Annotated in this window: 18 protein-coding genes; 13 read left to right on the plus strand and 5 right to left on the minus strand. The window is 65.0% G+C overall.

What is annotated here, in order from left to right:
- Positions 1-1,872, plus strand: a complete 1,872-nt coding sequence (locus SMA01S_RS08735) for a CocE/NonD family hydrolase (protein ID WP_066820482.1) — start codon at positions 1-3, stop codon at positions 1,870-1,872.
- Between the two features lie 159 nt (positions 1,873-2,031).
- Here SMA01S_RS08735 and SMA01S_RS08740 read toward each other — a convergent pair whose 3' ends face one another.
- From SMA01S_RS08740 to SMA01S_RS08760, 5 genes are all read right to left on the minus strand, one after another.
- Positions 2,032-2,793 (minus strand): ABC transporter permease, encoded by a 762-nt coding sequence (locus SMA01S_RS08740; RefSeq protein ID WP_066591881.1) that lies wholly within the window; start codon positions 2,791-2,793, stop codon positions 2,032-2,034.
- Positions 2,790-3,722 (minus strand): ABC transporter ATP-binding protein, encoded by a 933-nt coding sequence (locus tag SMA01S_RS08745; protein WP_066820425.1) that lies wholly within the window; start codon positions 3,720-3,722, stop codon positions 2,790-2,792. Before SMA01S_RS08745 ends, SMA01S_RS08740 begins: the two co-directional genes overlap by 4 nt.
- 65 nt (positions 3,723-3,787) lie before the next feature.
- Positions 3,788-4,522 (minus strand): DsbA family protein, encoded by a 735-nt coding sequence (locus tag SMA01S_RS08750; protein WP_066820427.1) that lies wholly within the window; start codon positions 4,520-4,522, stop codon positions 3,788-3,790.
- Positions 4,519-5,862, minus strand: a complete 1,344-nt coding sequence (locus SMA01S_RS08755) for a M48 family metalloprotease (protein ID WP_066820429.1) — start codon at positions 5,860-5,862, stop codon at positions 4,519-4,521. The genes SMA01S_RS08750 and SMA01S_RS08755 overlap by 4 nt, the downstream gene beginning before the upstream one ends.
- Positions 5,863-5,961: 99 nt before the next feature.
- The gene (locus SMA01S_RS08760) at positions 5,962-8,682 is read right to left on the minus strand and encodes an Rne/Rng family ribonuclease (RefSeq protein ID WP_245649209.1); all 2,721 of its coding nucleotides are present in this window, start codon (positions 8,680-8,682) and stop codon (positions 5,962-5,964) included.
- Positions 8,683-8,794: 112 nt separating this feature from the next.
- Here SMA01S_RS08760 and SMA01S_RS08765 point away from each other — a divergent pair, with 112 nt between their 5' ends.
- From SMA01S_RS08765 to SMA01S_RS08820, 12 genes are all read left to right on the plus strand, one after another.
- Positions 8,795-9,082: a hypothetical protein gene (locus SMA01S_RS08765; protein WP_066820430.1), complete on the plus strand. Its 288-nt coding sequence runs from the start codon at positions 8,795-8,797 to the stop codon at positions 9,080-9,082.
- 77 nt (positions 9,083-9,159) lie between these two features.
- Positions 9,160-10,410 carry an N-acetylmuramoyl-L-alanine amidase gene (locus tag SMA01S_RS08770; RefSeq protein WP_066820431.1) on the plus strand — a complete coding sequence of 417 codons (1,251 nt, stop codon included), beginning with the start codon at positions 9,160-9,162 and terminating at the stop codon, positions 10,408-10,410.
- A 51-nt stretch (positions 10,411-10,461) separates the two neighbouring features.
- Positions 10,462-12,975, plus strand: a complete 2,514-nt coding sequence (locus SMA01S_RS08775) for a penicillin-binding protein 1A (RefSeq protein WP_066820432.1) — start codon at positions 10,462-10,464, stop codon at positions 12,973-12,975.
- A gap of 73 nt (positions 12,976-13,048) precedes the next feature.
- Complete coding sequence (gene prfB / locus SMA01S_RS08780; RefSeq protein ID WP_066820433.1) at positions 13,049-14,176, plus strand: peptide chain release factor 2; 1,128 nt, start codon at positions 13,049-13,051, stop codon at positions 14,174-14,176.
- Positions 14,176-14,928: a class I SAM-dependent methyltransferase gene (locus tag SMA01S_RS08785; protein WP_066820435.1), complete on the plus strand. Its 753-nt coding sequence runs from the start codon at positions 14,176-14,178 to the stop codon at positions 14,926-14,928. Before prfB ends, SMA01S_RS08785 begins: the two co-directional genes overlap by 1 nt.
- 84 nt (positions 14,929-15,012) lie before the next feature.
- The gene (locus SMA01S_RS08790) at positions 15,013-15,807 is read left to right on the plus strand and encodes a thymidylate synthase (RefSeq protein ID WP_066820437.1); all 795 of its coding nucleotides are present in this window, start codon (positions 15,013-15,015) and stop codon (positions 15,805-15,807) included.
- The gene (locus tag SMA01S_RS08795) at positions 15,804-16,271 is read left to right on the plus strand and encodes a dihydrofolate reductase (RefSeq protein WP_066820439.1); all 468 of its coding nucleotides are present in this window, start codon (positions 15,804-15,806) and stop codon (positions 16,269-16,271) included. Before SMA01S_RS08790 ends, SMA01S_RS08795 begins: the two co-directional genes overlap by 4 nt.
- A 118-nt stretch (positions 16,272-16,389) precedes the next feature.
- Positions 16,390-17,556 carry a dipeptidase gene (locus SMA01S_RS08800; protein WP_066820442.1) on the plus strand — a complete coding sequence of 389 codons (1,167 nt, stop codon included), beginning with the start codon at positions 16,390-16,392 and terminating at the stop codon, positions 17,554-17,556.
- Positions 17,557-17,615: 59 nt separating this feature from the next.
- Positions 17,616-18,572: a bifunctional riboflavin kinase/FAD synthetase gene (locus SMA01S_RS08805; RefSeq protein ID WP_066820444.1), complete on the plus strand. Its 957-nt coding sequence runs from the start codon at positions 17,616-17,618 to the stop codon at positions 18,570-18,572.
- Positions 18,573-18,781: 209 nt separating this feature from the next.
- On the plus strand, positions 18,782-21,643 hold the full coding sequence (ileS, locus tag SMA01S_RS08810; RefSeq protein WP_066820446.1) for an isoleucine--tRNA ligase: 2,862 nt from the start codon (positions 18,782-18,784) through the stop codon (positions 21,641-21,643).
- Complete coding sequence (gene lspA / locus SMA01S_RS08815) at positions 21,640-22,161, plus strand: signal peptidase II (RefSeq protein WP_066820448.1); 522 nt, start codon at positions 21,640-21,642, stop codon at positions 22,159-22,161. The genes ileS and lspA overlap by 4 nt, the downstream gene beginning before the upstream one ends.
- Positions 22,154-22,564 (plus strand): DUF3035 domain-containing protein, encoded by a 411-nt coding sequence (locus SMA01S_RS08820; protein ID WP_066806883.1) that lies wholly within the window; start codon positions 22,154-22,156, stop codon positions 22,562-22,564. Before lspA ends, SMA01S_RS08820 begins: the two co-directional genes overlap by 8 nt.
- Positions 22,565-22,574 lie beyond the last annotated feature (10 nt).

Here is a 22,574-nt window from a genome sequence, read left to right on the forward strand (position 1 = left end):
ATGCGCGCCAAGGGGCTGATCGCCGCCATATTGTTGCTGAGCGCGAGCGGGATCGCGCTCGCCCGACCGCAGGCCGCACCGCCACCCGCTGCCAGCGCGCTCGCCGACCAATTCACCTATACCAAGGTGATGGTCCCGGTGCGTGACGGCGCCAAGCTGGAAACGGTGATCATCGCGCCAAAGAACGCGAGCGGCAAGCTGCCGATCCTGTTCCAGCGCACGCCCTATGGCGTGCCCCAGGCTTTGCCCCCCGCGATCCCAGCAAGCTGGAAGCCGCTCGTCGCCGACGGCTATATCTTCGTCTTCCAGTCGATGCGTGGCCGCTTCGGATCGGACGGCGTGTTCACGCTGTCGACCGCCGTCCATCCCAACGATCCCAAGAAGACCGACGAGGCGACCGACGCCTATGACGCGATCGACTGGCTGGTGAAGAACGTGCCCAACAATTCCGGCAAGGTCGGGATGTGGGGCGTGTCCTATCCGGGCTTCGCCGCCGCCGTCGCACTCGCCAGGCCGCATCCGGCGTTGAAAGCGGTCAGCCCGCAGGCGGCGTGGATCGATTATTGGCTCTCGGACGACCTCCACCGCAACGGCGCGCTGCGGCTGAGCTACGCAACCGAATGGGTGTCGAGTCTGCAGGTCGACAAGACCCAGAACAAGGAACTCAGCCTCGACGGGCTGACCGATGCCTATGACTGGTATCTGCGGATCGGGCCGGTCGAGAATATCGACAAGCAAGTGTTCAAGGGCAGCGTGCCGATGTTCACGGCGCTGCTCGATCATCCCAATCACGACAATTTCTACACCGATCAGAACTGGCAGAAGGCGCTCGGCAAGACGACCGTGCCGACGCTGAACGTTGCCGGCTTCTGGGACCAGGAAGACCCCTGGGGCTCCTGGCAGATCTATGCCAAGCAAAAGCAGAACGACCCCGACAATCTGGCGCAGATCGTGTCGGGTCCGTGGCGCCATGGCGGCTGGCAGGCCAAGGCCGATTTCCTCGGCCCGATCCCGCTGGGGACCGAAAGCGGCACCCAGTTCCAGACCCAGATCCAGGCGCCATTCTTCGCCTATTGGCTGCACAATAAGGGCGCACGCCCGAACTTCACCGCGAAGATGTTCGAATCCGGGTCGAACGTGTGGAAGACCTATGATTCCTGGCCGCCCAAGGGCGCCAAGCCGACCGAACTCTATCTCCACGACGACGGCTCGTTGTCGTTCGATGCCCCGCGCGCGGGGGAGGCTTGCCGCGACTATGTCAGCGACCCCGCCAACCCGGTGCCGTTCCGCAAGCGCCCGATGAGCCGGACCTATGCGACGCCCGACTGGGCCTGGTGGGAAAGCGACGACCAGCGCTTCGTCGACCATCGTCCCGATGTGCTGAGCTATGTCTCCGAGCCGCTGAAGCAGGACCTGACCGTCACCGGAAAGATCGCCGCGATGCTGATGGCCTCGACCAGCGGCACCGACAGTGATTTCGTGGTCAAATTGATCGACGTCCTGCCGAGCGATTTCGAGAACACCGAGAACAAGCAATGGGCGGTCGGCGATTATGCCAAGACCTTGAACGGCTATCAGTGGCCGATCGCGATGGACGTCCGCCGAGGGCGCTTCCTGGCGAGCGACACCAAACCGCAGCCTTTGGTGCCAGGCAAGGTCGTCGCCTGGGACGTGCCGCTGCGCGATCATGATCATGTGTTCAAGGCCGGGCACCGGATCATGGTGCAAATTCAGTCGACCTGGTTCCCGGTCATCGACCGCAACCCGCAGACCTTCGTCGCCAACCCCTATCGGGCCAAGGCGAGCGACTTCGTCAAGGCGACGCAGAAGGTGTGTTCGGGGTCGAAGGTGACGTTGCCGGTGATGGGGTGATCTAAAATCCTCCCCGGAACGGGGAGGGGGACCGCCGCCGAAGGCGGTGGTGGAGGGGCCCGCGATCGCTCGCCTCATCGCTTGCGGCTGGTGGGTCGTGGGCCCCCTCCACCATCGCTTCGCGATGGTCCCCCTCCCCGTGCCGGGGAGGATTTTCGTTCAGTTCTTCAGCCGGTACCCGGTCCGGAAAATCCACGCGATCACCGCGAGGCACAGCAGCATGAACCCGCCGGTCGCGGCCAGGCTGATGCCGACCGGCACGTCGCCCTTGTCGAAGAAACTCCAGCGGAACCCGCTGACCAGATAGACGACCGGGTTGAACAGGCTGAACGTGCGCCACGGATCTGGCAGCTTGCTGATCGAGTAGAAGGCGCCGCCAAGGAAGGTGAGCGGCGTGATCAGCAAGGCGGGCACGAAATTCAGTTGCTCGAACCCTTTCGCCCATACGCCGATGATGAAGCCGAACAGGCTGAAGGTGATGCTGGTCAGCAGCAGGAAGGCGACCATCGCGAACGGGTGGTGGATCGGGATCGGCACGAACAGAGCCGCCGTCGCCAGGATGATGAGGCCCAGCACCACCGACTTGGTCGCCGCCGCGCCGACATAGCCGATCACCATCTCCATCGAGTTGATCGGCGCCGAGAGCAGCTCGAAGATCGTCCCGGTGAATTTGGGGAAGTAGATGCCGATCGACGCGTTGCTGATGCTCTGCGTGAGCAGCGACATCATGATCAGCCCGGGCACGATGAAGCTGCCATAGGCGATGCCATCGACTTCCTTGATCTGCGATCCGAGCGCGCCACCGAACACGACGAAATAGAGGCTGGTGGTGATCACCGGGGTGACCAGGCTCTGCCACAAGGTGCGCAGCGCGCGTGCCATCTCGAACTTGTAGATGGCCAGGATACCGTGGACGTTCATTTGCCGCCCTCCTTCACGAGGTCGACGAAGATGTCCTCGAGACTCGATTTCGAGGTCTCGAGATCCTTGAAGCCGATGTTGAGGTCGGCGAGCTTGCGCAGCAGCGAGGGAATGCCGGTGCGCTCGGCCTGGGCGTCGAACACGTAGCGCAAGGTCTTGCCCTCGTTCTGCAGGCTGAGGTCCCAATCGCCGAGGTCGGCGGGGATCGTTGCCATCGTCTCGTTGAGCGCGATGTCCAGCTCGCGCTTGCCGAGCTTCTTCATCAGCGCAGCTTTTTCGTCGACCACCAGAAGTCTGCCGCCTGAGATCACGCCGACGCGGTCGGCCATTTCCTCGGCCTCTTCGATATAATGCGTGGTCAGGATGATCGTCGTACCCTTGTCGCGCAGGCGATGGACCAGCTTCCACATGTCGCGGCGCAATTCGACATCCACACCGGCGGTGGGCTCGTCGAGGAACAGGATATCGGGTTCGTGGGCGAGCGCCTTCGCGATCAGCACGCGGCGCTTCATCCCGCCGGACAGCTCCATGATCTTGGACTTGCGCTTGTCGTAGAGCGACAGGTCCCTGAGCACCTCTTCGATATGATCCGATTTCTGCGGGTAGCCGAACAGGCCGCGGCTGAAGCGACAGGTCGATTCGACTGTCTCGAACATGTCGGTGGCGAGTTCCTGCGGCACCAGCCCGATCTGCCGCCGTGCGCGCTTGGGCTGGCCGATGGCGTCGAACCCGCCGACCGTGATGGTACCCGTCGAGGGTGTGACGATGCCGCAGATGATGCTGATCAGCGTGGTCTTGCCGGCGCCGTTCGGCCCGAGCAACGCGAAGATCTCACCCTTGTTGATGTCGAGGTCGACGGCGTGGAGTGCGTGGACGCCCGAGGCATAAGTCTTTGATACGCCGCGGACGCTCAGGATCGGTTCGGACATGCAATTCCCCTAGAGCCGGGGGAGATGGGGCGGGGCGGTCGCGGGTGCAACCGCTCCCGCGCGGCTTATTTCTTGCGCGCCGCGGCGACCGCCGCCTGCATCGTCTCGAGCGGCTGCAAGCCCGACAGCACGCGGTCGCCGATCACCCAGGTGGGTGTCCCAGACATGCCGAGCGGCCCGGCCATCGCCAGATTATTCTCGATCGTGCGGGCGACGTCGGGCGCTTTCGCCGCTTCCTTGACCGCCGCCGGGTCGAGCCCCGCGGTACGCAAGGCGGCGTCCATGCTCGCGTCGCTCAACGGGCCGCCGGCATAAAGCGCGTCGTGGAGCGGGCGATATTTGCCTTGCTTGGCGGCGACCACGGCATAGCGCGCCGCGACCTTGCTTTCCTCGCTCAGCACGGGAAGCTCGCGGAACACGACTTTCACCTTGGGGTCGCTCGCGACCAATTTGTCGAGGATCGGTAGGCTCGCGCGGCAATAGCCGCAATTATAGTCGAGATATTCGACTACCGTGACGTCGCCATTGGGATTGCCTGCCCAGGCACTGCCCAAGGCCGGAAAGATGCGATCGCGATTGGCGGCGATGAAGCTGCCGGTCTGCTTCGACTGCTCGGCCGCCTCGCGCTCCTGCAGCTTCTGCATCGCTTCCGGCAGCACTTCGGGGTGGGTGAGCAAATAGTCACGGATTTCCGCGCCGTTGGTCGGACGCTGTACCAGCCAGGTGGCGCCGGCGCCGAGCAATGCGGCGGCGACCGCGACCAGCGGCAACGCGAAACGCGATGACAGGAAATCGCTCATCGTCTGCGCTTCTTCTGATCGAGTTCGTTCTGTCCGGTCATCGCGATGTCCTGGGCGCGGATCCAGTCCGAGCTGTTGGGCGGGAGGTTGGCCATCGCCGTCCGCGCACTCATCACCGCGCGCGCGGTTTGGCCGGTCAGGCTTGCTTGTTCGGCCGCGGCCAGCGAGGCACGCGCGCTATCGCCCGACAATTCATAGGCGGTGCCGAGTTGATACCAACCGAACGGATTATCGTCGTCCTTGTTGGTCGCGATCTTGAGCACGCGGATCGCTTCTGGATAGTTAGCCTTGTTCTCGGTCGCGATCAGCGCGTGGCCATAGGTCGTGGCGATCAGCGGGCTGTATCGGGTCAACTCGGTGGCTTCCTTCAACGGCGCGATCGCGTCGGCGGGCTGGCCCGCCTCGAGCAGGATCTGGCCGCGGATCTCGAGGAAATAGGGATCGTCCGGCTTCAGCTTGATCAGCGCGCGCGTCTCGGCATCGGCTTTGTCGGGATAGCCGGCTTTGTGCCAGGCATAAGCCCGGGCGTAATGCGCATAGATCGACTGGTCGCTCTCGGGATATTTGTTGAGCGTCGACGCATAGGGGGCGACATAGCCATAGAGCTTCGCCTTGATCCGTTTGAACCGCTCATCGAGCGCGACGTCGGGCGGGTTGTTCCAGGCGGGGGACGCCTTCACGTCGGCGTACAGCGTGTTGATGCGTTCGTTCGACAGCGGATGGGTCTGCGCATAGGGGTCGATATTCTGCAGACCGTAGCGATATTCCTCATTGGCCAGCTTCTTGAAGAAGCTGATCATGCCCTTGCCGCTGACATTGCCCTCGCGCAGGAACTTGGCGCCGGTCGCGTCCGCGGTGGCTTCCTGGACGCGGGTGAAGGCTAGATATTTGCCCATCGCGGCCTGCTGACCCGCCGCCAGGATGCCCGCACCGGCATCGCCCGCGCCCGCCGCCATGGCGGCGATGCCGAGCACCAGGCTGAGCAGCGAAATGCCCATGGCAGGCTTGGCGCCGGCATCGGCCAGCACGACATGGCCATCGGCGATATGGCCGAGCTCGTGCGCGATGACGCCCTGGACTTCGTTGGCGTTGTCCGCCGCCTGGATCAGGCCCGAATGGATATAGACGATCTGTCCGCCCGCGACGAAGGCGTTGATCGAATCGTCCTGGATCAACACGACCTGGACATTGGCGGGGGACAGGCCGGCGGCGACGATCATCGGCCGCGACATGTCCTTGAACAGCGCTTCGGTCTCGGCGTCGCGCAGGATCGACTGCGCATAGGCCGGTTGCGCCCAGAGAAGGATCGCCGTCGCGAACATCGCGATCAATCGCTTCATCGTCCGGTCATCCGTTCGGGTCCCGTGAGGCGCATGCGGCCGGCCCCTGCGCCCGGACGGGTGAACCCGTCCTGAAGCGCGAGGGGCCGACCTGTACGATCATGCGCCGAAGGTGCGCTGCCACCAACCGCGTCGTGGCGAGCCGTCACCATCGGTATCGCCCGCGGCATCGTCGGCCGGCGCGGCACCGTCGGCATCGGCCGCCACCGGCGTCTCGTCGGCGTCGTTGGCTGCTGCCGGCGAGGGGCTCGGCATATCCGACTCTGTCGCGGTGTCGGCAGGCGCGGCCTTCTTGCGGCTGCGTTTCGGCTTGGCCGCGGGCTCTGCTGCCTCGGTCGGCGGAGAGGCTTGCGCCACTTCCGCTACCACGGGCACGTCGGCCGGCAGGGGTTCCGCATTGGCCGCTTCCGCTTCAACCGGCGCGGCCTTTTTGCGGCTGCGCTTGGGCTTGGCCGCCGGCTCTACAGCTTCGGGCTCGGGTTCCGGCGCGGGGGCCGCTTCGACCACCGGGGCCGTTGCGGTTTCCTCCGCGATCCGCGCCTTGGGGCGACGGCGCGTGCGCTTGGGCGCGGCCTCCGCTTCGGGCGTGGCATCGGGCTCGACCGCCACCGGCACGTCGGGATTGGCGTGCGTCGCGATCACCGCACCGGCGTCGCCGGCATCGGCTTCCCCGGCATCGACGGCGGCGTCAGTCGCTCCTTCGGTACGACGTCCGCCGCGACGGCCACGACGACGGCGACGGCCACGCGTTTCGCCTTCGCCTTCGGTTTCGCCCGTAGCGGCGTGCTCGACGGTTTCGACCTCTTCGCCGTTGCCATCGCGCTCGGCGTCACCCTCTTCGCGCGGCTGCTGCGCGACGACATCATCACCGGCTTCGTCACGGCCACGACCGCGACGACCACGGCGGCGGCGGCGGCGCTTGCGACCGGCATCGCTGTCGTCGTCCGAGCGTTCGCGCTGTTCGCCACGCTCACCGCGCTCGGCCCGCTCTTCCTCGGCTTCCTCTTCCTCGTCGAGATCCTCCTCGACGAAATCGTCTTCTTCCTCTTCCTCGATCAGCGCTTCGAAGCGCGGCGCGTGGACCGGCGGCGGACCCGACGCCTCGACCGTCATCCGCGCGCCCTCGGTCTCGCCATCGGACAGGATGACGACCTGGACACCGTAGCGATCCTCGATCTCGGCGATGTCGGCGCGCTTCTTGTTGAGCACGTAGAATGCCGCTTCCTGCGAGGCGCGCAATGTGATCTGCGAACCGCGGCCGCGGGCGGCCTCGTCCTCGATCATGCGCAGCGCCGACAGGCCGGCCGACGAGGCGGTGCGGACCAGGCCGGTGCCTTCGCAATGCGGGCATTGCCGGGTCGATGCTTCGAGCACGCCGGTGCGCAGGCGCTGGCGGCTCATTTCCATCAGGCCGAAGCTCGAGATGCGGCCGACCTGGATGCGGGCGCGATCGTTCTTCAGCGCCTCCTTCATCGCCTTCTCGACCTTTCGGACGTTGGACCCATTGTCCATGTCGATGAAGTCGATGACGACCAGCCCGGCCATGTCGCGCAGGCGGAGCTGGCGCGCGATTTCCTGCGCGGCTTCGAGGTTGGTCGCGGTCGCGGTCTGCTCGATATTATGCTCGCGCGTCGAGCGCCCCGAGTTGATGTCGATCGAGACGAGCGCTTCGGTCGGGTTGATGACCAGGTAGCCGCCCGATTTGAGCTGCACCACCGGGTGGTACATCGCCGACAATTGATCCTCGACGCCGGCGCGCTGGAACAGCGGCACCGGGTCCGAATAATGTTTCACGCGGCGCGCATGGCTCGGCATCAGGAGCTTCATGAACTCCTTGGCCTGGCGATAGCCGTCATCGCCCTCGACGATCACCTCGTCGATGTCCTTGTTGTAGATGTCGCGGATCGCCCGCTTCATCAGGTCGCTGTCGCCATAGACCAAAGCAGGCGCCGCGGACGCGAGCGTGGTCTCGCGAATGCCGTCCCACAGGCGGGCGAGGTAATCGAAGTCGCGCTTGATCTCGACTTTGGTGCGCTGAAGCCCCGCGGTGCGGACGATGCAGCCCATCGACGGCGGCAGCTTGAGCTCCGCCATGATCGTCTTCAGCCGCTTGCGGTCCGACGCGTTGGAGATCTTCCGCGAGATGCCGCCGCCATGCGACGTATTGGGCATCAGCACGCAATAACGGCCGGCGAGCGACAGATAGGTGGTCAGCGCCGCGCCCTTGTTGCCGCGCTCTTCCTTGACGACCTGGACCAGCAGCACTTGGCGGCGGCGGATCACGTCCTGGATCTTGTAGCGGCGGCGCAGGTTCATGCGGCGCTGACGCAGCGCCTCGACCTGATCCTCGGACCCATTGTCCTTGCGGCCACGACGGCGACCGCCACCGCTGCTCTCATGCTCGGCGGCGACGTCCTCATCGGGCGCGCCGTCATCGTCGAGCCGCTCGATCTCTTCCTCGGACGGCTCGTGATCGTCGTGCTCGTCCTCTTCGGCGTCGAGCTCGGCGCGCAAAGCGGCCTCCTCGGCGGCGTGCTCGGCTTCCTCGCGGAGGAGCGCGTCACGATCCTCCTTAGGGATCTGATAGTAATCGGGGTGGATTTCGGAAAAGGCCAGGAAGCCGTGGCGGTTGCCGCCGTAATCGACGAACGCCGCCTGGAGCGACGGTTCGACCCGGGTAACCTTGGCTAGATAGATATTGCCTTTGAGCTGCTTGCGCTCGGCACTTTCGAAATCAAACTCCTCGATGCGGTTTCCCTTGACGACCGCCACCCGGGTTTCTTCCCGGTGGCGTGCGTCGATCAACATACGCATGGTCATTATTTTCTCTCCGGGCGCGCCGGACCTTCGATGAGGGTAGGGGCGCGCCAATAAGTCGCGCGGCGTCGGTGGACGGATTGTCGTTCCGTGACCGGCCGGTGCGGGATGGTGGATGTGCGTCTGTTCGCCGCGCACGCCCGGGCATCACGGCCGGGGCACCCGCGCCAACGCGCCCGCCGGCAATGGCCGGATCGAGCACAAGGCGAGGGAAATGCATCATGCGAACGTCAACCTGATGGACCGCCTGCCGATGAACGCCGGGGCGGCCGTGGGGCCGGCAAACTCCGTACAAATGACTGTCACGGTGCCGGTTATCGATCAGGTAGCACCTGCCATCGTCCGCTTCAACTGGCAGGTTTCTGCCGCCGGCGCGGCAAAAAGATGCCGAACGGTGGATTAACCCTGTCGTTTCACCGAGTCTGAGTAAGCGCCGCGGTAACCCCGTTTGAGAAGAGCGAGTAAAAGGGGTTCTTCCAGATGGTTTTTCGCTGGACCGGTTGCCGGCCCGCGCGCCATTACGTGCGTGTGTCGTTCATTCTCGCCATGCTGGTGCTGTGGTTTGGCGGTAGCCCTGCCTGGGCTGCCACGATCGAGCGTGTCGAGGTCAGGAATGACGCAATCGTCGTGACGTTCGATCAGAAAGTCGCCGACGCCTCCAGTTTCCTGCTGGTCTCGCCGCAGCGCGTCGCGCTCGATGTCGCGGATGCGACACCGGGTGGAACGGTCGCGACCGGGGGCATGGTCGGGGCGGTGCGCGAAGGTGCGCGCGATGGCGGCGCCCGCGTCGTGTTCGACCTGACGCGCCCGGCGGTGGTGACCGACGGGTCGTTCGACCGGGACGGTCGCGTGCTGACGCTTCAGCTTCGCACCACCGACAACGCCGGTTTCGCGCGCGCGGCGGCGGCAGGGCGGATGAGCTTCCTGCCTCCGTTCAACATGCCCGACACCGTCAGCAACAGCGCACGTTATTCGGTTTCGGTACCGGTGCCCGCCGCGAGCAAGACGCTGGCACTGCCGCGGATCGATGGCGATGCGGGCCGCCCCTTGGTGGTGATCGATGCCGGCCATGGCGGGTTCGATCCAGGCGCGATCTCGCCGACCAGCGGGATCAAGGAAAAGGACGTGACGTTGCGCATCGCCAAGGCGATCCGCGACGAATTGCTCAAATCAGGCCGTGTCCGTGTCGCGTTGACCCGCGACGACGACCGCTTCCTGGTGCTGCAGGAACGCTATGGCGTCGCGCGCAAGCTCAAGGCCGATCTGTTCATCTCGATCCATTGCGACAGCGTCGGGTCGGGCGACGCCTCGGGCGCCTCGGTCTATACCCTTTCCGAAGTCGCGTCGGACAAGGAGGCCGCCAGGCTGGCGGCGCGCGAGAACAAGGCCGACGTCATCGCCGGTGTCGACCTGGGTAGTGAGAATGCCGACGTCTCGTCGATCCTGATCGACCTCACCCAGCGCGAGACGATGAACGCCTCGGCGGCGTTCGCGCGGCTACTCGGTCGCGAGGCGGAGCCGATGATTCCGCTGCGCCCGAGCTTTCACAAATTCGCGTCGCTGATGGTGCTCAAGGCGCCCGACATGCCGTCGGTATTGTTCGAGACAGGTTATATTTCGAACCCCAAGGATGCGGCCTTTCTCGACTCGCCCGAAGGCCGCAAACGCATCGCGCAAAGCGTCGAACGCGCGGTCGAAGTCAATTTCGCCCGAAAGCTTGCGTCGAATTGATGCGTTGAAATACTGGCAAGAGCCGCCGGACCTGCTAAGGCCCGGACGATTATGGCGGCGGACAGTTCGGACTCGGTCAATTTCCGGATCAAGCGAGAGGCTGGCGGCGTCGCCGGCTTCATGCGCGACGCGTGGAAGCGTTGGTGGGTCAAGGCGCTGGTCGTGTTGGCGGCGCTTTGGGGCATCGCCTGGTTCCTGATCTGGCTGTTCGTCGCGCGCGATCTACCCTCGGTCGACCGGCTCAAGACCTATGAACCAGACCTTCCGTCGAACGTCCGCGATACCAACGGCATGCCGGTATTCAGCTTTGCGCGCGAACATCGCGTCCAGCTGAAGTTCGACGAATATCCCAAGCTGTTGGTCGCGGCCTATCTGTCCGCCGAAGACAAGACCTTCTTCTCGCACCACGGCGTCGATTATCCGGGCATCGTCTCGGCGATGCTCGACAATCTGCGCAGCAAGCATGCGCGTGGTGCGTCGACGATCACGCAGCAAGTCGCGAAGAACCTGCTGGTCGGCAATGAGCGCAGCTATACGCGCAAGCTCAAGGAAGCGATCCTCGCTTATCGCATCGAGGACACGCTGACCAAGCAGCAGATACTGGAAATCTATCTCAACACCATCTTCCTCGGCCGCAACGCTTACGGCGTTCAGGCGGCGTCGCGCGCCTATTTCGACAAGGACCTCGACCAGCTCACCATCCCGCAATTCGCGTATCTGGCGATCCTGCCCAAGGCGCCGTCGGGCTACGATCCCGATCGCCAAACGGCGCGCGCGACGGCGCGGCGCAACTGGGTGCTGGGGGAGATGCAGGCCAATGGGTACATCAACCAGCAACAGCACGATTGGGCGGTCGCCCAGCCGCTCGGCACGGTCAACAAGCGCACCGTCCAGTTCGAATCGGCGTCGGGCTATTTCATCGAGGAAGTCCGCCGCCAGCTGATGGACAAGTTTGGCGAAGCATCCGAGGGTGGCCGCAATCCGTTCAGCGTCTATGGCGGCGGTCTGTGGGTGCGGACGTCGTTCGATCCCAAGCAGCAGGCCTTGGCGCAAAAGGCGTTGCGCGACGGCTTGCTGCGCTATGACGGCAATCGCGGCTGGACTGGTCCGCTCGGCCATGTCGACGTGTCGCAGAACTGGCTCAACGCCCTGCTGGCGAGCAACATCGCGCTCGATTACGAGGATTGGCGCGCGGCGGTCGTGATCGACGACAGCGGCGATTTCACGCTCGGCTTCTCGAACGGTGCGACCGGCACGCTGCCGCGCGGCGCCGCGTCGATGCCGATCCGTGGCGGCGGCGGCCCGGCGTCGAGCGCGATCAAGGCCGGCGACATCATTGCGGTGGCGCCGTCGGGTGGTTCCTACGTGCTCAAGACCCTGCCCAAGGTGTCGGGCGGCTTCGTCGTCGAAGAGCCGGCAACGGGCCGCGTCCTCGCCATGCAGGGCGGCTTCGACAATCGCGTCCAGTCGTTCAATCGGGCGACGCAGGCGCTGCGCCAGCCGGGGTCGACGATCAAGCCGATCGTCTACACCGCGGGCCTCGAACACGGATTGACCCCCTCCTCGATCATCCAGGATGGGCCTTATTGCGTGAACCAGGGCACGCAATATTCGAAATGCTTCCGCAATTTCGGCGGCGCCGGTGGGTCGGGGTCGCACACGATGCGCTGGGGCCTCGAGCAATCGCGCAACCTGATGACGGTGCGCGTCGCCGCCCAGACCGGCATGGCCAATGTCGTCAAGCTGATGGACGAGATCGGCGTCGGCAAATATCCGCCTTATCTGGCATTCTCGCTCGGCGCGGGCGAAACCACCGTGCAGCGCATGGTCAATGCCTATTCGATCCTGGAGAATAATGGCCGCGGCCGTGCGCCTACCCTGGTGGATTACGTCCAGGATCGCCGCGGCAATGTGATCTGGCCGGAGAATTGGCGTGCCTGCGATCGCTGCAACGCGCCCGACTGGTACGGCAAGCCGATGCCGCGCCCCGTGGTCAAGCTGAGGCAGGTGGTCGATCCGCTGAGCGCGTTCCAGATGGTGCATATCGCCGAGGGCGTGATCCAGCGCGGTACCGCGACGATCCTGCGTGACCTCGATCGCCCGATGTTCGGCAAGACCGGCACCAATTCGGGCCCGACCGACGTGTGGTTCATCGGCGGCACGCCGCAGATGATCGCCGGCGTCTATCTCGGCTATGACAAGCCGAGCAGCCTGGGCGGCTATGCCCAGGGCGGAACCGTCTCTGCGCCGATCTTCAAGGAATGGGCGGTCAAGGCCTATGAGGGCCTGCCCAAAATGCCGTTCCGCGCCCCGTCGGGGATCCGCATGGTCCGTGTCGATCGCCTCTCCGGCAAACCCGTCTTCGGGGCGTGGCCATCGCCGGGTGGCGATCCCAAGGCCCAGGTGATCTGGGAAGCGTTCAAGCCCGAGAGCGAAACGCGCCGCTCGCCGATCCGTCGCGACCTGCCGACGCCGACCGCGACCAGGGCCGCACCGCAGGAATCCAAGCCCAGGGAATCGAGCGGCGATCGCGATTTCTTGCAACGGCAGGGCGGTATCTACTAGGCCGCCACCCTATATCGGTGTGACGCGGTTCGATACCGGGCCGCGTCCGCCCAAAATCTGACTGGAGTTACCGATGCGCGCCGAAGCGCAATCGCATGTCGATACCATCAATGACGCGCTCAGCTTGTTGCGCCGCTTCCTCGATTGGGACCGCGCGCTGCGGCGGCTCGACGAGCTCAACGCACGCGTCGAGGATCAGAGCCTGTGGGAAAATCCCAAAGCCGCGCAGGAAGTGATGCGCGAACGCCGTCGTCTCGACGAGGCGATCACCGCGACGCGCGCGATCGAAAGCGAATTGAGGGACAATATCGAACTCGTCGAGATGGCCGAGGCCGAAGGCGATTCGGATATGGAAGGTCAGGCGGTCGAGGCGCTCGCCGAACTCGCCACGCGCGCCGAGGCCGACAAGGTCAAGGCGCTGCTGGCGGGCGAGGCCGACGCCAACGACACCTATATCGAGATCAATGCCGGCGCCGGCGGGACCGAAAGCCAGGATTGGGCCGAAATGCTCCAGCGCATGTATTCGCGCTGGGCCGAACGCCACGGCATGAAGGTCGAACTGGTCGACTACCATGCCGGCGAGCAAGCGGGGATCAAGTCGGCGACCCTGCTGCTCAAGGGCGAGAATGCCTATGGCTATGCCAAGACCGAAAGCGGCGTGCATCGCCTGGTCCGCATCAGCCCCTATGACAGCGCGGCGCGGCGCCACACCAGCTTTTCGAGCGTGTGGGTCTATCCGGTGATCGACGATTCGATCGATATCGAGATCAACGAAAGCGAGTTGCGCATCGACACCTATCGCTCGTCGGGCGCGGGTGGCCAGCACATCAACACGACCGATTCGGCGGTGCGCATCACGCACTTGCCGACCGGGATCGTCGTCGCCTGCCAGAACCAGCGCAGCCAGCACAAGAACAAGGCCGAGGCCTATAATCAGTTGCGCGCGCGCCTCTATGAGCACGAGCTCAGGAAGCGCGAGGAAGAAGCCAACGCGGTCAATGCGACCAAGACCGATATCGGCTGGGGCCATCAGATCCGCAGTTACGTGCTGCAGCCGTACCAGCTGGTGAAGGACCTGCGCACCGGCGTGACCTCGACCAGCCCGTCCGATGTGCTCGACGGCGATCTCGACGCCTTCATGGCGGCTGCGCTATCGCAGCGCGTAACTGGAGAGACGGTCGAGGTAGAGGACGTCGAGTGATGCGGTCGTCGGGCGTGTTGATCGTCGGTTTGCTGATGCTCGCCGCCTGCGATGGCGGCCCGCCGGTCGTCCAGAACAAGCAGGACGATGTCGGTCCGTTCCCCGCCGCCGACCGCCCGGTCGCGCGGATCATCTCGCCGCGCTGGTCGACCGAGGAGGCGCGCGATCGGCTCAACGAAGCGGGTGAGGTGATGAACAAGGCGGGCATCGCCAAGGGTATGACCGTCGCCGATATCGGCGCGGGCGAGGGTTATTACACGATCCGCCTGGCCAGCCGCGTCGGCAAGGACGGCCGTGTGCTGGCCGAGGACATCGTGCCGGAGGTGCGCGATGCGCTGGCCGAACGTGTCGCGCGCGACCGGCTCGACACCGTCAGCGTGCGGCTGGGCGAACCGGCCAATCCCAAATTGCCCGACAACAGCTTCGACCGCATCCTGATGGTGCACATGTACCATGAGATCGAGCAGCCCTACGAATTCCTCTGGCGGATGCGCCCGTCGCTCAAGCCGGGCGGCGAAGTGATCGTGGTCGACGCCAATCGCCGCACCCAAAATCACGGCACGCCGCCCAAATTGCTCGAATGCGAATTCGCCGCGGTCGGCTACAAGCTCGTCGCGCTCGACGACATGCCCTCTGCCGGGGGCTATCTCGCGCGGTTCCAGGCGGTAGGGCCTCGTCCCGAACCTAAGGACATCCGCGCCTGCCGGCTGGTGCCGTCGCCGACACAAACGCCGACGCCCGCCGCGCCCTGACCGCATCCCGATAGCGAAGCGTTTTCCACAGCGGTGACGCTGCCGCCGCTTGGCGGCGCGCGCGGCAAGCGGTAAGCCGTCGTCATGCGGCAATATCTCGACCTGATGCAGCGCGCGCTCGACCATGGCGCCGAGCAGATGGATCGCACCGGAACCGGCACGCGATCGGTCTTCGGGCACCAGATGCGCTTCGACCTGGCGCAGGGTTTTCCGGTGCTCACCACCAAGAAATTGCATCTGCGGTCGATCATCGTCGAATTGCTGTGGTTCCTGCGCGGCGACACCAATGTGCAGTGGCTGCGCGACCGCAAGGTCAGCATCTGGGACGAATGGGCCGATGAGAATGGCGATCTTGGTCCCGTCTATGGCAAGCAATGGCGCGACTGGGCGACCGCCGACGGCGGGCATGTCGATCAGATCGCCGAGCTGATCGAGACGCTGAAGATCAATCCCGCCAGCCGCCGCATGGTGGTGAGCGCCTGGAACCCCGGCGAGCTCCACGCAATGGCGCTCGCGCCATGCCATTGCCTGTTCCAATGCTATGTCGCCAACGGCAAGCTCAGCCTGCAGCTCTATCAACGCTCGGCGGACATCTTCCTCGGCGTGCCGTTCAACATCGCGAGCTATGCGCTGCTCACCCATATGCTCGCGCAGCAAGCGGGGCTGGAGGTTGGCGAGTTCGTCTGGACCGGCGGCGACTGCCATCTCTATTCGAACCATCTGGAGCAAGCGCGCGAGCAACTGGGGCGAGAGCCCGGGCCGCTGCCCAAGCTCGAGATCCTGCGTAAGCCGCCGTCGATCGACGCTTATGAATATGAGGATTTCCAGCTCGTCGGCTACGAGGCCCAGGCGCATATCAAGGCGCCGGTGGCGGTGTGATTTCCTTCCATCTCGCGCGCGCCGATAACGGGGTGATCGGCCGCGACGGACGGCTGCCCTGGCATTTGCCGGCCGACCTCAAGCGCTTCAAGGCGCAGACGATCGGGCGGCCGATGATCATGGGCCGCAAGACGTTCGAGAGCTTCCCGTCGCCGCTGCCCGGCCGGCGGCATATCGTGCTGACGCGCGATCGCGGCTGGTCCGCGGAGGGAGCGGAAATCGCGCATTCGGTCGAGGAGGCGCTGGCGTTGGCTGGGGATGATGCGGCAGTGATCGGTGGGGCGGAGGTTTTTGCCCTGCTGTTGGATCGGGCTGACCGTGTCGAACTGACCGAAGTCCATGCGGAGCCTGAGGGTGACGCTATGGTATCGGCGTTTGAGGGTTGGCGCGAAATCGGGCGTGAGGATCATCCGGCCGAGGGCGACCGGCCAGCGTACAGCTTTGTAACCTTGGTACGTAACTAACCATCATCGTCACCCCGGGCTTGTCCCGGGGTCCAACGTGCCGCACATCATGGACTGGTTGGTTCGCGGCGCCTTGGATGCCGGGACGAGCCCGGCATGACGGAGGGGCAAAGTCGGTATGCGCAAATGGCTGCTGGGGTTACTGGCGCTGCTCGTCATCGCCGCGATCCTGTTCTTCGTCCTCGCTCCCGGCATGGTCGAGAAATCGATGAACAAGGTGCAGCCGGTCGTGCTCAAGATCACGCCACGCGCGCTCGCCTTGCAAAAGACGCTCGACGTCGCCGACATGCATGCCGACTCGCTCTTGTGGAAACGTGACCTGCTCACGCGCTCCGATCGCGGCCAGGTCGACTTGCCGCGGCTACAGGCGGGGCATTATGCGCTCCAGGTCTTCTCGTCGGTAACGAAGACGCCGAAGCACCAGAATTACGACGCCAATTCGGACGACACCGACAACATCACTCAGCTTGTCATGGCCGACCTGCAGCCGATGCGGACGTGGAATTCGCTGCTTCAGCGCTCGCTTTATCATGCCGAGAAGCTCAAGCGCTTCGCCGATCGCTCGAACGGGCAATTGCGGCTGATCACCTCGCCTGCGGACCTGCAGAAGCTGGTTGCGGACCGCCGCGCGGGCAGCGGCGTGGTCGGCGCGATGCTGTCGATCGAGGGGCTGCAGGACCTCGAGGGCAAGGTCGCCAATCTCGACAAGCTCCATGCCGTCGGATTCCGCATGGCCGGTCTCGCGCATTTCTTCGACAACGACATCGCCGGATCGATGCACGGCGTGAAGAAGGGCGGGCTGACGCCGCTCGGCCGCGCGGTCGTCGCGCGGATGGAAAAGCTCGGCATGGTGGTTGATGTCGCGCATTCGAGCCACCAGACGGTCGCCGATGTAATCGCGATGGCGCGTCGCCCGATCGTCTCGAGCCATGGTGGCGTCCAGGCGACGTGCAAGGTCAACCGCAACCTGACCGATGACGAGATTCGCGGCATCGCGAGAACCGGCGGCGTGATCGGCATCGGCTATTGGGACGCCGCAATCTGTTCGAACAAGCCCGAGGATGCGGCGAAGGCGATCGCCTATGTCCGCGATCTGGTCGGGATCGGCCATGTCGGGCTGGGATCGGATTTCGACGGCGCGGTGACCACCGGGTTCGACGCCAGCCAGGTCGCCGCGATCACCCAGGCATTGCTCGACCGCGGTTTCTCCGACGACGACATCCGCAAGGTGATGGGCGGCAATGTCATCCGCGTGCTGACGGCGGGGATGGTGCCGGGACAATAAATCCTCCCCGTGCCGGGGAGGAGTTGAGTAACCGCGCTCTGCCCCCTAAGGCCCACGCCATGGAGCGGCTTTCCGGCGGCCCGACCGTGCCCGAGCGCTTTCGCGGGGGCTATGTCGCGCTCGGCAATTTCGACGGGTTTCACTTGGGGCACCAGGCAGTGGTCGGCCGCGCGGTCGAGCGCGCACGTGCTGCCGGCCGACCCGCGATCGTCGCCACCTTCGATCCGCACCCGATGCGCTATTTCCGTCCCGACAGTCCCTGGTTCCGGCTGACCAGCATGGACCAGCGCGCGCGACTGTTCGCGGCGGCGGGCGTCGACGCGATGTACGTGTTCGAATTCGACGCGACTCTGGCCGGGCTTTCGGCGGAGGAATTCGTCGATCAATGCCTGGTCGAGCATCTTGGCGTGGCGGGGGTGTCGACCGGCGAGGATTTCACTTTCGGCAAGGGCCGCAGCGGCGACATCCCGCTGATGCGGCAATTGGGCGAGCGCCATGGCTTCACTGTCGACACGATCGCACCGGTCCAGCTTGACGGCGAGACGGTGTCGTCGACCCGCATCCGCGAGGCCCTGCGTGCCGGTGACCCGCGCGAAGCGACGCGACTGCTGACCCGGCCCTATGCGATCGAGGGCGTGGTGCAGCATGGCGACAAGGTCGGGCGGACGCTCGGCTTCCCGACCGCGAATATCGACATGGCCAATTATCTGCGCCCGAAGTTCGGCATCTATGCGGTGCGCGGGCATTTACCGGACGGGCGCGTGGTCGATGGTGCGGCCAATCTCGGGGTGCGGCCGAGCTTCGACCCGCCCAAGGAATTGCTCGAACCCTATTTCTTCGATTTCTCGGGCGATCTGTATGGCCAGACGATCGAGGTCGACCTGGTCGACTTCATCCGGCCGGAGGCGAAGTTCGACGATCTGGACGCGCTGATGGCGCAGATGGCGGAGGATGTGGCGACGGCTAGGGAATTGCTCGCTTCTCCCTCTCCCCCTGTGGGATCATCGGGTAAATAGTGCCCCGCACTATTTAGGCCATGCCGGGGGCATGGCCGACCCGATGATGGAGGGAGCCGCCGTTAGGCGGCGGAAGGGTGAGGGGGACTCTATAACCCGTTGCCCACTCCCCCTCATCCCTCCGCCGCGCAAGCGCGGCTCCTCCCTTCTCCCACAAGGGGAGAAGGGGAATGACAGCGACCTTCGCGCTCGCTAAACGCCGCCAACCTATGACCGACGACACCAGCGCCCCCGCGGACTATCGCGACACCGTCTTCCTGCCCAAGACCGACTTCCCGATGAAGGCCGGCCTGGCACAGAAGGAACCGGCGATTCTCGCGCGGTGGGAGAGCGAGGATCTGTACGGCAAGCTCCGGACGCAGCGTGCCGGGCGCAAGCGCTTCATCCTCCACGACGGCCCGCCTTACGCCAATGGCGACATCCATATGGGCCATGCGATGAACAAGGTGCTGAAGGACATCATCGTCCGCAGCCAGTCCTTGCTCGGCAAGGACGCGCCCTATGTGCCCGGCTGGGACTGCCACGGCCTGCCGATCGAATGGCAGGTCGAGAAGCAGTATAAGGACAAGAAGCTCGACAAGGACCAGGTGCCGGTCGACCAGTTTCGCGCCGAATGCCGCGCCTATGCCGCCAAATGGGTCCAGGTGCAGCGCGAGCAGTTCAAGCGGCTGGGCGTGATGGGCGATTGGGACGATTCCTATCTCACCATGAAGTTCGACGCCGAGGCGGCGATCGTCGGCGAATTGCTCAAGTTTGCCGAGAGCGGCCAGCTCTATCGCGGCGCCAAGCCGGTGATGTGGTCGCCGGTCGAGAAGACCGCTTTGGCCGAGGCCGAGGTCGAATATGAGGACGTGGTGTCGACCCAGATCGACGTCGCGTTCGAGATCACCGACGCGCCCAACGCGCCCGAACTGGTCGGCGCGCATGCGGTGATCTGGACGACGACGCCGTGGACGATCCCGGTCAACCAGGCTTTGGCGTACGGGCCGGAGGTCGAGTACTCGGTGTTTACGGCCTTCCAAGGGGATCGCGAACTCAGCGTGCTAGTTGCGTCTGAGCTAATGGGCACCTTCTTGAACCGAACCGGTCTAACCGTGGCATCGGCGCCAATTGAGCGCGGAGTTCTAAAAGGCTCCCAACTCGACGGGGCCGTCGCGCGTCACCCGATGCACAAGCTCGGCGGGTTCTTCGCCAAGCCGCGTCCGTTCCTGCCCGGCGATTTCGTCACCACCGATGCTGGTACCGGCCTCGTGCATATGGCGCCGGACCATGGCGAGGACGACTTCCTGCTGTGCAAGGCGCACGGCATCGATCCGGTGTTTGCGGTCGATGGCGCGGGTTTCTACCGCCCCGACTGGCTGTGGCTGGGTGGGCAGGGCAGCGTCATCAACAAGAAGTTCGTCGCCTCGGACGGGCCGATCTGTACCGATCTGCGCGAGGCAGGCGCTCTGCTCGCCGCCTCGGACGATTTCGCGCATAGCTATCCGCATAGCTGGCGGTCGAAGGCCAAGGTGATCTTCCGCGCCACCCCGCAATGGTTCATCCCGATGGACCAGTCGCAAAAGAGCGAGAATGCCGCGGCGGTCGCGATCGACTTGCCGGAGCCGGGCGATCTCGCCGGCTTTTCGCCGTCGATCGGCCATGCCGTGGGCAACGGACCTACGCTCCGCGAGGTCGCCCTCGACGCGATCGAGCGCACGCGCTGGGTGCCCGAGCGCAGCCAGAACCGCATCCGCTCGATGGTCGAGGGGCGCCCCGATTGGGTGATCAGCCGCCAGCGCGCCTGGGGCGTGCCGATCGCGCTTTATCTCAATCGCGCGACCGGCGAGTATTTGCGCGACAAGGCGGTCAACGACCGCATCGTCAAGGCGTTCGAGGCCGGTGGCGCCGACGCCTGGTTCACCGCGGACCATCAGGCGCTGCTCGGCCCGAACTACAAGCTCGAGGATTTCGAGCCGCAGAACGACATTCTCGACGTGTGGTTCGATTCGGGATCGACCCATGTCTTCACGATCGAGGCGCGGTACGGGGAGGGCGTGCGCGCCGACCTCTATCTCGAAGGATCGGACCAGCATCGCGGCTGGTTCCAGTCGTCGCTGCTCGAAAGTTGCGGCACGCGCGGCCGTGCGCCCTATGACGCGGTGCTGACCCACGGTTTCGCGCTCGACGGCAATGGCCGCAAGATGTCGAAGAGCCTCGGCAATGTCGTCGACCCGCTCAAGATCATCTCGGAATCGGGCGCCGACATCCTGCGCATGTGGGTCGCGTCGGTCGATTATTTCGAGGACGTGCGGATCGGCAAGGAAGTGCTGGCGACGACCAGCGACGCCTATCGCAAGCTGCGCAATACCTTCCGCTATTTGCTCGGCGCGCTCGACGGCTTCAGCGAGGCGGAGCGGGTCGTACCCAAGGACATGCCGCAACTCGAACTCTACGTGCTTGACCTGCTCGGCCGGCTCGACGTCGAGCTGAAGGCGGCGACCGACGCGTTCGAGTTCAACCGCTACCTGCGGCTGCTGACCGATTTCGCGCAGGACGATCTGTCGGCGTTCTTCTTCGATATCCGCAAGGACTCGCTTTATTGCGATGCGCCGACGGACCTGAAGCGCCGCGCCTATCGCACCGTGCTCGACATCCTGTTCCACGCTCTCGTGCGCTACGCCGCGCCGATCCTGGTCTTCACGACCGAGGAGGCCTGGCAAGCGCGGTTCCCGGATGCGGATTCGGTCCATCTGCTCGAATGGCCCGATTTGCCCAAGATCCCCGCCGACAAGGTCGTCGCGACCGAGTGGACCGGCCTTCGCGAGCTGCGCGCGCAAGTGACGGAGGCGATCGAGCCGTTCCGTCGCGACAAGGTGATCCGGTCGAGCCTGGAGGCCGAGGTGACTGTGCCTGAGATGCCGCTGTCGGCCGAGGATCTCGCCGAGGCCTTCATCGTCGCCAAGGTGAGCAAGGGCCCGCTGTCGGTCACCCGTAGCGATTATCACAAATGCGGCCGCTGCTGGCGCCTCCTGCCCGAAGTGACGGCGGACGGCGCACTGTGCGATCGCTGCACCGGAGTTGTCTCGTGACCTGGAAACTGCCCAAGATCGGGCTGATCAGCGCGATATCGCTTTTTGTCCTCGACCAGGTTCTGAAATGGTGGGTGACCGGCCCGCTCGGCCTAAGCTACGAATTGGCCGAGCGCGACATTCTGCCGATCTTCACCCTGCGCAACGTCCACAATCACGGCGTGTCGCTGGGATTCCTGCGCGCCAACAGCGCGGCGTCGACCTGGCTGCTGGTCGGGATGACCGGCGCGATCGCCGTGGCGGTGCTGGTGTGGATGTGGCGCGAGCGCAATCGCCAGGACCAGTTCGCGCTGGGGATGATCGCCGGCGGCGCGCTCGGCAATATCCTCGATCGCGTGCGGTTGGGGTATGTCCAGGACTATGCCGATCTGCACTTCGGCACCTGGTCGCCGTTTTTGAACTTCAATCTTGCCGATGCAGCGATTACGGTGGGCGTGCTCATCCTGCTCGCGCGGGCATTATTGGTGCGCGACAAGCCGCGAGTGGATGGAGCGGACGTGGAGAAATCGAATGCGTAAGGTTGTGCCGATTGTTGCCGTGGCGGGCGTTGCTATGTTGCTCGCCGGATGCGGCCATCGCGGATTCGACCGCACGCGTCCCGATGAATATGCGGTCGCGCGCGCGCAGCCGCTGGTCGTGCCGCCCGATTTCTCGCTTCAGCCGCCGCAGCCGGGCGTGACTCGTCCGCAGGACAATAACCCGTCGGCGCAGGCGCTCGACGCCCTGTTCGGTGGCCCCGCGCCGCGCAGCCAGGCCGAGAACGGCACGCTCGATTCGGCCGGCGGCGATTCGGCCAGCCCGGGCATCCGCTCGGACGCCGGCGATCCCGACACCAAGATCGTCGACAAGGGCGGCACCACCCGCGACATCGTCGCCGCCCCCGAAGGCGACGGCCAGAGCGCGCGGACGACCGCGAACTGAGCCTTCTCTA

Origin of the sequence: Sphingomonas mali NBRC 15500 (genome assembly GCF_001598415.1) — a bacterium.
Taxonomy (GTDB): Bacteria; Pseudomonadota; Alphaproteobacteria; order Sphingomonadales; family Sphingomonadaceae; genus Sphingomonas; species Sphingomonas mali.

Bases quoted from the DNA above. Each gene is read 5' to 3' on its own strand.
- SMA01S_RS08735 (WP_066820482.1), top strand. From the start codon at position 1: ATGCGCGCCAAGGGGCTGATCGCCGCCATATTGTTGCTGAGCGCGAGC.
- SMA01S_RS08740 (WP_066591881.1), bottom strand. From the start codon at position 2,793: ATGAACGTCCACGGTATCCTGGCCATCTACAAGTTCGAGATGGCACGC.
- SMA01S_RS08745 (WP_066820425.1), bottom strand. From the start codon at position 3,722: ATGTCCGAACCGATCCTGAGCGTCCGCGGCGTATCAAAGACTTATGCC.
- SMA01S_RS08750 (WP_066820427.1), bottom strand. From the start codon at position 4,522: ATGAGCGATTTCCTGTCATCGCGTTTCGCGTTGCCGCTGGTCGCGGTC.
- SMA01S_RS08755 (WP_066820429.1), bottom strand. From the start codon at position 5,862: ATGAAGCGATTGATCGCGATGTTCGCGACGGCGATCCTTCTCTGGGCG.
- SMA01S_RS08760 (WP_245649209.1), bottom strand. From the start codon at position 8,682: ATGACCATGCGTATGTTGATCGACGCACGCCACCGGGAAGAAACCCGG.
- SMA01S_RS08765 (WP_066820430.1), top strand. From the start codon at position 8,795: ATGTGCGTCTGTTCGCCGCGCACGCCCGGGCATCACGGCCGGGGCACC.
- SMA01S_RS08770 (WP_066820431.1), top strand. From the start codon at position 9,160: ATGGTTTTTCGCTGGACCGGTTGCCGGCCCGCGCGCCATTACGTGCGT.
- SMA01S_RS08775 (WP_066820432.1), top strand. From the start codon at position 10,462: ATGGCGGCGGACAGTTCGGACTCGGTCAATTTCCGGATCAAGCGAGAG.
- prfB (WP_066820433.1), top strand. From the start codon at position 13,049: ATGCGCGCCGAAGCGCAATCGCATGTCGATACCATCAATGACGCGCTC.
- SMA01S_RS08785 (WP_066820435.1), top strand. From the start codon at position 14,176: ATGCGGTCGTCGGGCGTGTTGATCGTCGGTTTGCTGATGCTCGCCGCC.
- SMA01S_RS08790 (WP_066820437.1), top strand. From the start codon at position 15,013: ATGCGGCAATATCTCGACCTGATGCAGCGCGCGCTCGACCATGGCGCC.
- SMA01S_RS08800 (WP_066820442.1), top strand. From the start codon at position 16,390: ATGCGCAAATGGCTGCTGGGGTTACTGGCGCTGCTCGTCATCGCCGCG.
- SMA01S_RS08805 (WP_066820444.1), top strand. From the start codon at position 17,616: ATGGAGCGGCTTTCCGGCGGCCCGACCGTGCCCGAGCGCTTTCGCGGG.
- ileS (WP_066820446.1), top strand. From the start codon at position 18,782: ATGACCGACGACACCAGCGCCCCCGCGGACTATCGCGACACCGTCTTC.
- SMA01S_RS08820 (WP_066806883.1), top strand. From the start codon at position 22,154: ATGCGTAAGGTTGTGCCGATTGTTGCCGTGGCGGGCGTTGCTATGTTG.